Below are 13,551 nucleotides of genomic sequence, written 5' to 3'. Positions count from 1 at the left end.
GGGTGCGATGCCGTAACGGCATCGCACCCCGCTAATTTTATTCACTGGCATTGCTGCCGTTAGTGGCGATTCAGACTTCGCCCTTGTTGCTACTGAACGGGTCGATGATCGTTGCTGCTTCGTTGATGAATTCCGCGGCAGCATGCTCGGCGGATTCGGCATGCAGCGCTTCTTCGGCACGACGTACGTTGTCGTCGCGTTCGCGGCGCAACTCTTCGATCAGGGCGGCGCGGTCGCCATCCAGACGGAGGTCGGTGGGCGCTTCGATACCTGCTTTCTTCGCGGCCTTCGTCACCAGTGCGTCCAGTTCCCGCTGCGAGCAGAGACCCAGCGTCACCGGATCCTTCGGCGTGATGTTGGCAATGTTCCAATGGCTGCGTTCACGGATCGCCTGAATGGTGGTGCGCGTAGTGCCGATCAGGTTGCCAATGGCACCATCGGAGATTTCCGGGTGGTTGCGGATGATCCAGGCGATACCGTCCGGCTTGTCCTGACGCTTCGACACCGGCGTATAGCGCGGACCCTTGGTGCGACGGACGGGTTCCGGCCCCTTCTGAATGATCAGGCGATAATCGGGATTGGCTTCACCCTTGTGGATTGCGTCCATCGTCAATTCATGGGCGCGCACGGGATCGCGGCCGGTATATTTGGTGGCGGCCGTGTCATCTGCAATCGCTTGGATTTCCAATATGTGCAGGCCACAGAATTCAGCAATCTGCTCAAAGCTGAGGGCAGTATTGTCGACCAGCCAACTGGCGGTCGCATGGGGCATGAGCGGCTGGGACACGTAAGCTCTCCGAAACTACAAACAATAAGGGCCGCCCCTCGCGGGACGGCCTGTCGTAGCGGAGATGTAATCCAATCTAATGCAGACAGCAAGGAAAAGCATTGGAATGTGGACTCAGGCTGCGTCGGCGAGCGCTCCCGGTTCCACCGGATGTAGCCCCGCAAGAAACTGACTGGCGCTCACTCTCCATGTGAAGCAACGGCCATAGGCCGCGCAGGCATCCCGGTCGCGGGTCAATGCTTGGGCGATGGCATCCTCCAGCGTTTCGGAAAGACCCCCGGTTTCCGGCGTCACGATATCGACCGGACCAGTGACGGGATATGCCGCAACGGGGGTCCCGCAGGCCAGCGCCTCAATCATGACGAGGCCGAAGGTGTCGGTGCGGCTAGGGAAGACAAACACATCGGCACCTGAATAAGTACCCGTGAGGTCGGGTCCAGATAACGCCCCCAGGAACAGCGCATCGGGAAATTGCTGCTCCAGCGCGGCGCGGGCCGGGCCGTCGCCCACGACTACCTTAGTGCCAGGATGGCCGTTTTGGAGAAAGGCTTCCAGATTTTTCTCAATGGCGACGCGCCCCACATAGAGCTGGATCGGTCGCGGTAGGTTAGCAAAGGCAGGATGCGGCTGTACGTCGGGGCCAAATCCGGTCTGGTCGACCCCCCTGCCCCATGGCCGAACCTGCGCTATGCCATGGGCGCGCAATTGCTCACGGACGGAGCGCGTGGACACGAGTACTGACTGTGCAGGCCCGTGGAACCAGCGGATATAGCGCCAGAACCATGACGCCGGCAGTCCGGTTCGCTTGGCGACATAATCGGGAAAATGGGTGTGATAGGCCGTGGTGAACGGTACCCGATTACGCAGGCACCAATGGCGCGCCGCCAAGCACAGCGGACCTTCCGTTGCCAGATGCACGGCATCGGCCTGAAAATCCGCAATCACCCGCCCGATGGTCCGTGCACGTGCCAGCGCCAGCCGGATTTCCGGATAGGTAGGGCACGGAATGGACCCATATTGATCGGGCGAGATAATCTGCACCTGATGCCCCATCGCCCGTAACTCTGCGCTGACCGATTGCAGCGTGCGGACGACACCGTTGACCTGCGGCGTCCATGCATCGGTGACGATGACGATGCGTTGGGGGCCGCTGGCCTTCATGCCGCCATAAGTTCCTGAGCACGCGCAGCTTCGGCAGCCTTTGCCGCTTCACGCGCAGCAATCTCATCCGCCCAGTGGAGGACTTCCATATGGCCGTCCATATGTTCGACCAGAGCCGTGCAGCCTTCCACCCAATCGCCGTCATTATAATATTCAATGCCAGCGATTTCGCGGATTTCGGCATTGTGGATATGCCCGCAAACGACGCCATGGACGCCGCGCGTACCGGCCTCATGCGCCACCACTTCCTCGAACTTGGAGATGAATTCGACGGCATTCTTAACCTTGTGCTTGGCCATCTTTGACAGCGACCAATAGGGCAGATCGAACCAGTTACGCACCTTGTTGACCCAGAGGTTGAGGCTCATCAGTGCGTGATAAGCTGCGTCGCCCACAAAGGCGAGCCAGCGATGCGCAAGCATGATGGTGTCGAACTCATCGCCATGCAAAACCAGAAGTTTCCGACCGTCCGCCGTCTCATGGATCGCCTTGCGCCGAATTTCGACGCCGCCGAAATTGAGGCCGGTGAACTGGCGGAACATTTCATCATGATTGCCGGGGATATAAACGACGCGAGTGCCGCGTTTTGCGCGCTTCATGATGCGCCAGACGATATCGTTATGCGCGGCGGGCCAGTAGAACCGCTTTTTCAGCCGCCAACCATCGATGATGTCGCCGACAAGATACATCGTCTCGCTGTCGACATTGTCGAGAAAGTCGATCAGCAGCTTCGCGTTACAACCGCGGGTGCCAAGATGAATATCGGAAATCCAGACCGTGCGATATTTACGACGTCCTTCGACATCGCTTTCCGGCACTAGAAGATCTACGTGATCCAGATCGTCAACGTCGGCCAGAAACGGCAGGCGGGTAATCTTATCCATGTGCACTCCCAAGGATAACGTCCTCGGGAATGAATCATTAGCTTCACTCTGTTACATTTTAAGTTGAAATATGACGGAAATACTACTTGCAGGTCTAAACCGAACTGCTGACGACAAGCACGATTTTACCCACATGGTCGCCCGCTTCCATCCGCGCGTGAGCGGCGGAGGCCAGTTCCAAGGGGAAGGTGCGATCCATGGCCGGACGTAGCTTGCCGCGCTCGACGAAGGGCCAGACCGTACGGACCAACTCATCGGCTACCAGTCCCTTGAAGGCCACGGAGCGCGCACGCAGCGTGGAACCAGTAAGCGTCAACCGGTTCTGCATGATCTGCGGGATGAAGATTTCAGCCTTCGGTCCCCCGAGAACAGCGATCGAAACATGACGGCCGTCCGGCGCGAGACAGGCAAGATTGCGCGGCACGTAATCGCCGCCCACCATATCGAGTACAGCCTGCACCCCGGCACCGTCCGTAATCCGATTTACTTCGGCGACATAGTCAGCATCGCGATAATTGATGGCATGGGTCGCGCCCCAATCCAGCGCGGCCTTGCACTTGTCATCCGATCCGCATGTGACGATGATGTCGATGTCGAACAGATTGCACAGGCGGATCGCCATAGTCGCAATGCCGCTCGTCCCCCCGTGTACCAGCACTGTATCGCCAGCGACGACATAGGCGCGCTCGAACAGATTGGTCCAAACGGTAAAAAGCGTCTCCGGCAAAGCCGCCGCTTCGATCATGTCGTAGCCTTCGGGAACCGCTAGGCACTGCACGGTCGGCGCGACAGCATATTCGGCATATCCACCCCCCGCGATCAGCGCGCACACAGCCTGTCCCACCATCGCGGCATCGCCTTCCGATCCGGCAGAAACGATGATGCCGGATATTTCAAGGCCCGGAATGTCGGATGCGCCAGGCGGCGGAGGATATTTGCCCATACGTTGCAACACATCAGGTCGATTGACGCCGGCCGCCGCAACCCGGATCAGCACTTCGCCTTCGCCGGGAACAGGAACCGGGCGCCGTTCGGGCACCAGCGCATCGGGACCGCCGGACTGCGGAATCCCGATAGCTGTCATTTCCTTGGGAATTTGATTTATGCCCGCCATCGTGGTTGCCATACTTGTGCTATTCCCCGGCGAATTGCTGCACCGCAAAATAAAACGCGATGAGCGGCCCAGCACTCTTATTGACAGACAATGAATTCGGGTCAACATTCACTAGATGGACATGGACGAATATCAGCCCAAAAAGGCCGATGATATTCTGGCCGCGCTGACGCGGCAGGATCTCGACCCATTTTCGGTGGCCGAACTGGATGCACGCATTGAGACGCTGCGACTGGAAATAGCGCGGACGCTGAAGCGACGCGACTATGCCGTTAACCATAAGGCAAGCGCCGAGGCGTTATTCAAAAAATGATCGCAAATCGGCCTGGCCGCCTTCTTAGGCACTATAGTGAAGTTACGCAGCCAGCCTTTATGCAAGACAATGATTGCGCGGAGGAAATCGTATCCCTTGATCGGGGTACGATGGATGCCGACATAGGGTCAGACACGCCCGTCCTTTGGGCACAGGAGTAACGTCAAATGCCTTCCTTCGCCGCTGCGCTCGAAACCACGCTGCACAATGCGCTCACCCATGCGTCCGAACGTCGCCATGAATATGCGACGCTGGAACATTTGTTGCTGGCGCTGATAGACGATGAACATGCGTCCAAGGTCATGCAGGCTTGCGGCGTGGACATCGGCGAACTGGGCGATGCAGTGACCCAGTATCTCGATACCGAACTCGACAGCCTGAAGGTGGAAGGCGCTACCGACCCCTCCCCTACCAGCGGTTTTCAGCGGGTGGTTCAACGCGCGATCCTGCATGTGCAGTCGTCCGGCAAGGACGAAGTTACCGGTGCCAATGTCCTGGTGGCGTTGTTCTCTGAGCGTGAGAGTTATGCCGTCTACTTCCTGCAGCAGCAGGACATGAGCCGCCTAGATGCGGTCAGCTTCCTTAGTCATGGTGTCGGCAAAGGCAACGCCGCGCCTGAACCGCGAGAGGTCAAAGGCGCCGTGGAAGACGACAAGAAGCAGGACAGCAAGGGCAAGAAAGAAAGCGCCCTCGACCAGTTTACGGTGAATCTGAACGAAAAGGCGATGAACGGAAAGGTCGATCCATTGATCGGCCGTGGTCCGGAAGTCGACCGTACCGTCCAGATTCTCTGTCGCCGGTCCAAGAATAATCCGCTCTATGTAGGCGATCCTGGTGTCGGCAAAACCGCGATTGCGGAAGGTCTGGCGCGGAAAATCGTTGAGAAGGACGTACCCGAGGTTCTGCTCGAAGCGGTTATCTATTCTCTCGACATGGGAGCGTTGCTGGCTGGCACCCGCTATCGCGGCGACTTTGAGGAACGCCTGAAAGCGGTTGTCAACGAGTTGGAAAAGATGCCGCACGCGGTGCTGTTCATCGACGAAATCCACACCGTCATCGGTGCTGGCGCGACTAGCGGCGGGGCGATGGATGCGTCGAACCTGTTGAAGCCTGCGCTCTCGGGCGGCACGATCCGTTGCATCGGATCGACCACCTATAAGGAATTCCGCAACCACTTCGAAAAGGACCGCGCCTTGCTGCGCCGGTTCCAGAAGATCGACGTGAATGAGCCGACCGTCGAGGATACGATCAAGATCCTCGCCGGTCTGCGCAGCGCGTTCGAGGAGCATCACCACGTCAAGTATACGCCTGACGCGATCAAGGCCGCTGTCGAGTTGTCGGCGCGCTATATCAACGACCGCAAATTGCCGGACAAGGCGATCGACGTGATCGATGAAGTGGGCGCCATGCAGATGCTGGTGATTCCGTCGAAGCGGAAGAAGACGATCACGCCCAAGGAGATCGAGCAAGTCATCGCTACGATGGCACGCATCCCGCCCAAGACGGTGTCTTCGGATGACAAGAGTGTGCTGGAAACGCTTTCGACCGACTTGAAGCGCGTCGTCTTCGGTCAGGACAAGGCCATCGAAGTGCTGTCATCGGCGATCAAGCTGAGCCGTGCGGGCTTGCGCGATCCGGACAAGCCAATCGGCAACTATCTGTTCTCCGGCCCCACGGGCGTCGGCAAGACCGAAGTCGCTCGGCAGCTTGCCACTTTGCTCGGTATTCCGCTCCAGCGTTTCGACATGTCGGAATATATGGAACGGCATTCGGTCAGTCGCCTGATCGGTGCGCCTCCGGGCTATGTCGGTTACGATCAGGGCGGGTTGCTGACGGACGCTATCGACCAGCAGCCGCATTGTGTGCTGCTGCTCGACGAAATCGAAAAGGCGCATCCGGACCTGTTCAACATCTTGTTGCAGGTCATGGATAACGGTCGCCTGACCGACCATCACGGCAAGACGGTGGATTTCCGCAACGTCATCCTCATCATGACCACCAACGCCGGTGCGTCGGATATGGAGAAGGAAGGCATCGGCTTTGGCACCCTGACGCGCGACGATGTTGGCGAGGAGGCCGTGAAGAAGCTGTTCACGCCGGAATTCCGCAACCGTCTGGATGCCATCGTACCGTTCGCCTATCTGCCGACCGAAGTCGTTGCCCGCGTGGTCGACAAGTTCGTTCTGCAACTCGAACTGCAACTGGCCGACCGAGACGTGCACATCACGCTGGACGACGATGCGAAGGAATGGTTGACCAAGCGCGGCTATGACAAGCTGTACGGCGCGCGCCCCATGGGCCGCCTGATGCAGGAAAAGATCAAGCAGCCGCTTGCCGAAGAATTACTGTTCGGCAAACTGGTCCACGGCGGCGAGGTGCATGTCCGGTTGAAGGACGACGCTCTGGCCTTCGAAATCACCGCGGCGGCCCCCAAAAAGGGCAAGAAGGGTGGCAAGCCAAAAGCAACTGTGAAGGCGAAATAAGCCCACACATATCGGATGAGAAAAGGGCGGCCTGCGGGTCGCCCTTTTTCGTTGGAGCTAATGCAGCATTCAACCCATCCGTTCTCCTGAACGTGCTTGAGGATCGGTTTATTCTCTCGGCGCAGCGCCTGAGGCATAACGGATCCCAAAACACGTTCAGGATTTCGAAGCAGTAAACTCCCCCGTGATCCGCATCACAACGCAAATTCCCTGATATGTTCATGACGCATCCATGCTATGTGACCGGCACAAGAAAAGCGGTCGCATTGTAGTCGTTTCCAACAGGGGAATGTGATGATGCCTATTCTCTCGCGCCGAATCTTAAACCGTACAGGCCGTCTTTCGACAGCCGCCGCTCTGGTCGCCCTCCTCGCCACTCCGGGGGTTACGCAACAGGGTGTCGCACCAATCGCGCGCTACACGATCGATGCCAGCACGACGTCGGGTATCGCTGCCATGGGTAGCGGGATGGGTGCGGGTCTTTCGATGGTGTTCGGCGGCGGCGGGAACAAGATGATCCACACGCTCGACCTGCGGCTTGGGTCCACTCGTGCGGCAACACCGGGTGCCCCCAAGGCCGACCATTTTATGCCGACGGGCGCAAAGCTCGGCAAGTCGGTGCCGCTCTATACACCCACACCCGGCACCGCCACGCCCCGCGAAGACGGCAAGCAAATGCCCAAAGACTTCCAGAAGCCTAAAGGCCGCTTGCTCATTTTCTGGGGGTGCGGCCCACACGCACCCAAGAACCAGCCGGTCGTTATCGACTTCGCCAAGGTCGCCGCCGGACAAGTGCCGCCGGGTTTGTTTACGTCGGGCGTGAACATTCCGGCCGACTGGGCGATAAGTCTGGCCAACAGCAAGACCTATGGCGAATGGCCCAATGGCAAGGATCGCAAGACGGTGTCAGCCGATAGCTCCCTGATCGGCGAGCATCGCATCGCGGGCAATTATTCGCCGGAGATCAAGTTCAGCCTCGCGCAGGATTTCCTCCCCGCCATCACCGGCAAAGCCTCCGACATGGCCGGCGGCGCGACGATGCTCAACTGGAACAGCGTAGCCAATGCGACGGGCTATTACGCTTGGACGATGGGCTTCAATCCCGGACCGGACGGACAGGCCAACGACATGGTGTGGTGGTCGTCCTCCACCACGCAGAATTTCGGCGGCGCGCTGTGGGATTGGATTGCACCCGCGACGGTGAATCGCCTGATTGCGCAAAAGGTCGTCCTGCCGCCCAGCCAGACAAGTTGTATCATGCCTGCCGAAGTGAAACAGGCAGCCAGCCAGTTCATGATGGGTAATCTTTATGCCTATGGGCCGGAAGCCAATTTCGCCTATCCACCCCGCCCGGACAATCCAAAGGCCGCGTGGAAGCCGGAATGGACGGCGCGCGTCCGCTATCGATCCAACAGCATGTGGTTTATCAATGGCCCCAATATGGGTGGCATGATGCGCGGAGAAGACAGCAGCACGGCGGGCCAATCCGAAAAGCCGAAGAAGAAATGCCGGGGCGGTCTGGGCGGGATGCTGGCCGGTGCCGCAGGCGTAGGCTGCTGAGGCTGTCACCCCCCCTTGCGCGGACATGAAAAAGCATCATGGTGTCGCCCTCCCCATTTCTGGTGAAGGCGATACCATGATCCGCAAATCTTTGATTTCCCTGCTGCTTCTCACTGCGTCAATGCCTGTGATGGCCGCGCCCGAAGACGTACCAAGCCCTGTGCTACAAGGTCGCGACCTCTTCGCGCTAGAAGTCGCGACAGATCCGCAGATTAGCCCGGATGGCAAGACCATCGCTTATGTGCGCAAGTCTGGCGATATAATGACCGATCGCGCTCGCAGCAGCATATGGCTGATCGATGTCGGGACGGGCAAGCAGACTCCCATCGCAGCCGGGTCGTCCGGCAATGCGAGCCAGCCCCGCTGGTCGCCAGGTGGCCAGCGCATCGCCTATATTGCCAGCGAACCGGGCGAGAAGCCGCAACTGTTCGTGCACTGGATGACAAACCATGCCACCGCCCGCGTGACGGGCTTGCCGGACGCGCCGCAAGACATTGCCTGGTCCCCCGATGGCAAGCAGATCGCGTATACAATGAACGTGCCGGGCGAAGGCTTGAAGCTGGGCAAGGCGCCCGAAAAGCCGGAAGGTGCGCAATGGGCACCGCCGCTCGAAATCATCGACCGTGTGGATTATCGCAACGACGGCGGAGGGTATGTTACGCCGGGATACAGTCATATCTTCGTCGTGCCCGCCGATGGCGGCGCACCGCGTCAGCTCAGTTTCGGCGACTATAATGACGGCGGCCCGCTCGCGTGGACGCCCGACGGCGCTAGCATCCTGTTCACATCGGTGCGCAAACCCGATTGGCAGCAGCAGGTGTTCGATAGCGAAATCTATGCGCTCGACACCGCCTCTGGCGCAATCACGCCGCTTACGACGCGCGTCGGACCTGATAACAGCCCAGTCATTTCCCCGGAGGGGCGACAAGTTGCTTATCTTGGATTCGACGACAAACGCCTCGCCTATCAAAACACGCGCCTGTCTATCATGAACCGCGACGGCAGCGGAGCGCGGACGATCACCGCCAATCTCGACCGCAGCATCGACAAGATCGAATGGTCTGCCGACGGCAAAAGCCTCTATGCGCTCTACGATCAGGAAGGTGTCAACCGCGTCGCGCGGGTCACTCTGGACGGACGTGTAACACAAATCGCTACAAGCCTCGCGGGCGCGGGATTGGATCGTCCCTACAGCGGTGGCGACTTTTCCGTTTCAAAGGGTGGCATAGTGGCCTTCACCAGCGGCACCTATTATCGCCCCGCAGATATTTCCGTCGCGCAGGGTGGCAAGGTGCGACAATTGACTCGGCTGAACGATAATCTGCTGGCCACCAAATCGCTGGGGCAGGTTCGGGAACTGGGCGTGAAAGCTTCAGATGGCCGTACGGTTCCCGCATGGTTCGTCACGCCGCCGGGCTATCAGCCGGGAACGCGGGTTCCGATGATTCTTGAAATTCACGGTGGGCCGGCGTCGGCCTATGGCCCGTCCTTCTCGACCGATGACCAGCTTTATGCGGCATCGGGCTATGCGGTGCTATACACCAACCCGCGCGGATCGACGTCCTACGGTGAAGAATTTGCACAGTTGATCCACCACAAATATCCCGGTGACGATTATGGCGACCTGATGGCGGCGGTCGATGCGGCGATTGCATTGGGCGTGGTCGATCCCGACAATCTGTTCGTTACCGGCGGATCGGGCGGCGGCGTGCTGACCAGCTGGATCGTCGGCAAAACCGATCGGTTCAAGGCGGCGGCGACGCAAAAGCCGGTAATCAACTGGATCAGCGAGGCGCTGACGATGGACAATACGCTGTTCACTTCCCGTTACTGGTTCGAAAAGAAGCCTTGGGAAGATCCCATGTCCTACTGGTCACGCTCGCCGCTCAGCCTCATCGGCAATGTGAAGACGCCGACATTGGTTGTCGTGGGTAGCGAAGATTACAGGACGCCGGTCAGCGAATCGGAACAATATTATGCAGCGCTCCAAATTCAGGGTGTGCCAACGGCTCTGGTGAAAGTACCGGGGGCCAGCCACGGCGGCTTCACCGCACGACCCTCCCAGTCGGCGGCAAAGGCAGCGGCTATACTCGCCTGGTTCGATAAATATCGCAGCAAACCCTGATTGGCACGAACATTTGTTCGTGATATGTTCCGATTATTTATGGGAGATAAGCCGATGACCGAAACGATTACATTCTACACCAACCCGATGTCGCGCGGGCAAATCGCGCGGTGGATGCTGGAAGAGGTAGCTGCGCCTTACGAGCAAGTGCTGCTCGATTACGGAACGACCATGAAGGCGCCAGATTATCTTGCGATCAATCCAATGGGCAAGGTTCCGACCATCGTCCACAATGGCAAAGTCATAACGGAATGTGCGGCCATCTGCGCCTATCTGGCTGAAGCATTTCCGGACGCTGGTTTGGCCCCCAAAGCCGATGAGCGCGCGGACTATTATCGCTGGTTGTTCTTTGCTGCCGGCCCGATCGAAGCAGCCGTCACCAATCGGGCAATGCAGTGGGAAACGCCTGCAGATAAGTCGATGATGATGGGCTACGGTACGTTCGACCAGGCAATGGACGGGTTGGAATATGCCTTATCGGGCAAGCAGTGGATATGTGGCGATCGATTCACCGCTGCCGACGTCTATGTAGGATCGCAAATCGGTTGGGGATTGGCCTTCAATTCAATTCCTACACGGCCGGTCTTCGCTGAATATGCCGAGCGTATCGCGCAGCGTCCCGCTTATCTGAAGGCAAAGGCAATTGACGGTGCCCTCATTGCGGAGGCTCAGGCGAATAGCGAAACACCATCGCCATCCTGAGCCAGGACACCGATATGCAAAAGCCCCCGGCACAATCCGCGCCGGGGGCTTTCGTCATCGCGGCGCTCACGTTCAGTTACCGACGACGACCCTTGCGCTAACGGGCGTCGCGTCAGCATAGCGCGCCTTCGTTTCGGCCCGTGCGATGGCGGCGCTGATCGGCTGCTTGATGTGGTTCAGCGTCTTCTCACGGCATGCCATCATTTCACGGGCGTCAGCAGTTGCACACACTTTGGTAGCAGCCTTGTAGATGCGGGCGTTAAGGGCGCGACGGCCTGCAGCATTGTTCAGGTCCAGATCGCCGTGACGGACTTCGACGCTGCGACCGTTGGATACGAAGGTTTCTGCAAATGCTGGCGTGCCAGCGACGAGGGCGGCAGCGGCAGCCAATGCGGCAGTGAAGCTCTTCGTCTTGGTGGAAAATACGGACATGGCAAAATCTCCTCGAAACAGTGGGTTGGACCTGGAGTGGTCCTGCCCGTTTTGGGGGCGGCAGAGCCATTCCGGGGCGGGGAACCGTCGATCCTTGTTGCGATCGTTGCGATCCGTCCTGCCCTTTCTTTCTAGGCCGGGCGTGCACATTGATCGCGCTCGGTTCGACCAGCATCCCGTAGCATCGGCGGACAGCGGCGCTGTCGATAAACAGCATATGCGTAACGACCAACGGTCATTCGTCGAAGCGGACGAACGCATTAATCGCGGTTTCCGTAAAGGAAATGTGGAACTGCGCCGGATTTGGGAAGAGAACTAAAAACGCCCCCGGTGCAAGGGATGACCGGGGGCGCATCCTGCTCATGCTGTCGGGCACTTCAGGATCTCTCAAAACTCAAAGCGATGGCTGCACGGGCAGCGCCATCCGCTTTGGCTATTCATATCGCAACGCCGTGTACGCTGGGCGGTTGCTTCGATAGCGGACCATCCCTGTCGGCGAACGACACTGCAGTCGACGAACGACGGTTCCTAGTCGACAAATAACATCTGTCAGGGATGATGATAGAGCTTTATTGCTACGCAGATGCGTCAGATCGAGACATATTATTGCTCGACAACTACTCCAGCCTTCATCACTTTCGGGGGATTTTCGAGGATCCGGATATTGTTCAGCGGATTTCCATCGACTGCAATGATGTCTGCAAAGCGCCCTGGCGCAATTGCGCCGATGTCCTTTTCGCGCTGCATCAGTTGCGCGGCACTGATTGTCGCCGCTTGAATCGCCTGCATCGGCGTCATCCCGAAGCGCACCATATAAGCGAACTGGCGGGCGTTCCAGCCATGCGGATATACGCCCGCATCTGTGCCGTAACCGATTCTGACGCCTGCTTTGACTGCCTTTGCAAAGCCGTCACGCTGCGTCTGCGTGGTTTCCAGGTTCTTACGCAGATACTCGTTGGGCCAGCCCTGCTGCGTGCCGATGCTGTCGATATAGTCGCCGTCATAGACGTCCATGACGAGCCACACACCTTTGGCTTTTGCCAGTGCGATCCCTTCGTCATCGATCAGGCTGGCATGTTCGATGGAGCGTGCGCCGGCGCGGATGGCCGTCTTGATCCCGGCAGCACCATGGGCGTGGACGGTGACGTAGCTGTTATGTGCCTTGGCGACAGCCACCGCTGCGGCGATATCGTCGACGGTCATTTCTTCGGTTCCCGGCTCGGTGCCGATGGCCAGCACCGCGCCGGTTCCGATCACCTTAAGTTGATCGATGCCGCTTGCGAACAACGCCTCGGCTTTCTGCTGCACTTCGGCCGGATTGCGGGCTACGCCCAGACGCATGTCGGGGGGCACTGCCATTCCGACGGGCAGACCTGTTATTTCGCCACCCCCGCCGGGAATAGTAAGATATGCGCCGGCAACGGCCATTCGTGGTCCCGGAAACAATCCTTGTTCGATCCCATCGCGCACCGCGACATCGACCAGACCGCGATATGTGCCCAGATCGCGCACGGTGGTGAAACCCGCCTTCAACGTCAGCCGCGCGTTCCGCACACCCAGCAAGGCCGTCTGGACTGGTGACGTCTTGACCGGAAGAGCGACATCTTCCGAAGTACCCGTGTCCGCAATATGCGTGTGCAAGTCGATTAGCCCAGGAAGTACGGTGCGTTTCGTCCAGTCGATTACAGTCGCGTCCGCAGGTGGCTCTGTCCACTTCCCTACCGCAACGATGCGATCGTGGCGCACATGAATGCTCTGATCGGTCAAAACCGTCCCAGCCAGCACATCGATGATACGCCCGGCATGAATGTAGGTATCTCGTGCGAAAGCGTATGCGGGTTGCAATAAGCCGATGAGCGCAAAAGGCATCGTCAGCCGATTTTGCCACTTTTTGCCTGACCGATACTCCATAGCCTCACCCTTTTGCCGCGTGTTTGACAGGCACATTCCTGCCAAACGCGCTCTTCGTCCAGTGTTAACAACAGAAGTG

Annotated in this window: 11 protein-coding genes; 5 read left to right on the top strand and 6 right to left on the bottom strand. The window is 58.7% G+C overall.

Annotated elements, in window-relative coordinates:
• Window positions 1-70: 70 nt before the first annotated feature.
• From LQ220_RS17530 to LQ220_RS17515, 4 genes are all read right to left on the bottom strand, one after another.
• Complete coding sequence (locus LQ220_RS17530) at window positions 71-772, bottom strand: DUF1013 domain-containing protein (RefSeq protein ID WP_230189483.1); 702 nt, start codon at window positions 770-772, stop codon at window positions 71-73.
• 129 nt (window positions 773-901) lie between these two features.
• Window positions 902-1,948, bottom strand: a complete 1,047-nt coding sequence (locus LQ220_RS17525) for a glycosyltransferase family 1 protein (protein ID WP_230189429.1) — start codon at window positions 1,946-1,948, stop codon at window positions 902-904.
• A complete protein-coding gene (locus tag LQ220_RS17520; RefSeq protein ID WP_230189428.1) occupies window positions 1,945-2,832 on the bottom strand; it encodes a UDP-2,3-diacylglucosamine diphosphatase in 888 nt (295 codons plus the stop codon). Before LQ220_RS17520 ends, LQ220_RS17525 begins: the two co-directional genes overlap by 4 nt.
• A 94-nt stretch (window positions 2,833-2,926) precedes the next feature.
• Window positions 2,927-3,958 carry an NAD(P)H-quinone oxidoreductase gene (locus LQ220_RS17515; protein WP_230189427.1) on the bottom strand — a complete coding sequence of 344 codons (1,032 nt, stop codon included), beginning with the start codon at window positions 3,956-3,958 and terminating at the stop codon, window positions 2,927-2,929.
• 103 nt (window positions 3,959-4,061) lie between these two features.
• On the opposite strand from LQ220_RS17515, the gene LQ220_RS17510 reads away from it, so the two are divergent.
• The 5 genes from LQ220_RS17510 to LQ220_RS17490 all read left to right on the top strand — a co-directional run bounded on the left by LQ220_RS17510 (window position 4,062) and on the right by LQ220_RS17490 (window position 11,129).
• Window positions 4,062-4,259, top strand: a complete 198-nt coding sequence (locus LQ220_RS17510) for a DUF1192 domain-containing protein (RefSeq protein ID WP_230189426.1) — start codon at window positions 4,062-4,064, stop codon at window positions 4,257-4,259.
• Between the two features lie 167 nt (window positions 4,260-4,426).
• Window positions 4,427-6,742 (top strand): ATP-dependent Clp protease ATP-binding subunit ClpA, encoded by a 2,316-nt coding sequence (gene clpA / locus LQ220_RS17505; protein ID WP_230189425.1) that lies wholly within the window; start codon window positions 4,427-4,429, stop codon window positions 6,740-6,742.
• A gap of 294 nt (window positions 6,743-7,036) precedes the next feature.
• Complete coding sequence (locus LQ220_RS17500) at window positions 7,037-8,302, top strand: hypothetical protein (RefSeq protein ID WP_230189424.1); 1,266 nt, start codon at window positions 7,037-7,039, stop codon at window positions 8,300-8,302.
• Window positions 8,303-8,378: 76 nt separating this feature from the next.
• Window positions 8,379-10,427, top strand: coding sequence for a S9 family peptidase (locus LQ220_RS17495; protein WP_230189423.1), 2,049 nt, complete (start codon window positions 8,379-8,381; stop codon window positions 10,425-10,427).
• A gap of 54 nt (window positions 10,428-10,481) precedes the next feature.
• Entirely contained in the window at window positions 10,482-11,129 is a 648-nt protein-coding gene (locus LQ220_RS17490) for a glutathione S-transferase family protein (protein WP_230189422.1), read from the top strand.
• Window positions 11,130-11,201: 72 nt separating this feature from the next.
• On the opposite strand, the gene LQ220_RS17485 is transcribed toward LQ220_RS17490, so the two are convergent.
• Together LQ220_RS17485 and LQ220_RS17480 are read right to left on the bottom strand one after the other, a co-directional pair.
• Window positions 11,202-11,561 carry a UrcA family protein gene (locus LQ220_RS17485; protein WP_230189421.1) on the bottom strand — a complete coding sequence of 120 codons (360 nt, stop codon included), beginning with the start codon at window positions 11,559-11,561 and terminating at the stop codon, window positions 11,202-11,204.
• 603 nt (window positions 11,562-12,164) lie between these two features.
• Window positions 12,165-13,472, bottom strand: coding sequence for an amidohydrolase family protein (locus LQ220_RS17480; protein ID WP_230189420.1), 1,308 nt, complete (start codon window positions 13,470-13,472; stop codon window positions 12,165-12,167).
• Window positions 13,473-13,551 lie beyond the last annotated feature (79 nt).

The sequence above is a fragment of the Sphingobium sp. CECT 9361 genome (assembly GCF_918741285.1).
Lineage (GTDB): Bacteria > Pseudomonadota > Alphaproteobacteria > Sphingomonadales > Sphingomonadaceae > Sphingobium.
Note: the sequence above shows the minus strand (reverse complement) of the source record. Positions and strands in the feature narration are given on the sequence as shown.

Coding starts and splice junctions, on each gene's coding strand:
- LQ220_RS17495 (WP_230189423.1), top strand. CDS start 8,379: ATGATCCGCAAATCTTTGATTTCCCTGCTGCTTCTCACTGCGTCAATG.
- LQ220_RS17490 (WP_230189422.1), top strand. CDS start 10,482: ATGACCGAAACGATTACATTCTACACCAACCCGATGTCGCGCGGGCAA.
- LQ220_RS17480 (WP_230189420.1), bottom strand. CDS start 13,472: ATGGAGTATCGGTCAGGCAAAAAGTGGCAAAATCGGCTGACGATGCCT.
- LQ220_RS17500 (WP_230189424.1), top strand. CDS start 7,037: ATGATGCCTATTCTCTCGCGCCGAATCTTAAACCGTACAGGCCGTCTT.
- LQ220_RS17520 (WP_230189428.1), bottom strand. CDS start 2,832: ATGGATAAGATTACCCGCCTGCCGTTTCTGGCCGACGTTGACGATCTG.
- LQ220_RS17510 (WP_230189426.1), top strand. CDS start 4,062: ATGGACATGGACGAATATCAGCCCAAAAAGGCCGATGATATTCTGGCC.
- LQ220_RS17530 (WP_230189483.1), bottom strand. CDS start 772: ATGCCCCATGCGACCGCCAGTTGGCTGGTCGACAATACTGCCCTCAGC.
- LQ220_RS17525 (WP_230189429.1), bottom strand. CDS start 1,948: ATGAAGGCCAGCGGCCCCCAACGCATCGTCATCGTCACCGATGCATGG.
- clpA (WP_230189425.1), top strand. CDS start 4,427: ATGCCTTCCTTCGCCGCTGCGCTCGAAACCACGCTGCACAATGCGCTC.
- LQ220_RS17485 (WP_230189421.1), bottom strand. CDS start 11,561: ATGTCCGTATTTTCCACCAAGACGAAGAGCTTCACTGCCGCATTGGCT.
- LQ220_RS17515 (WP_230189427.1), bottom strand. CDS start 3,958: ATGGCAACCACGATGGCGGGCATAAATCAAATTCCCAAGGAAATGACA.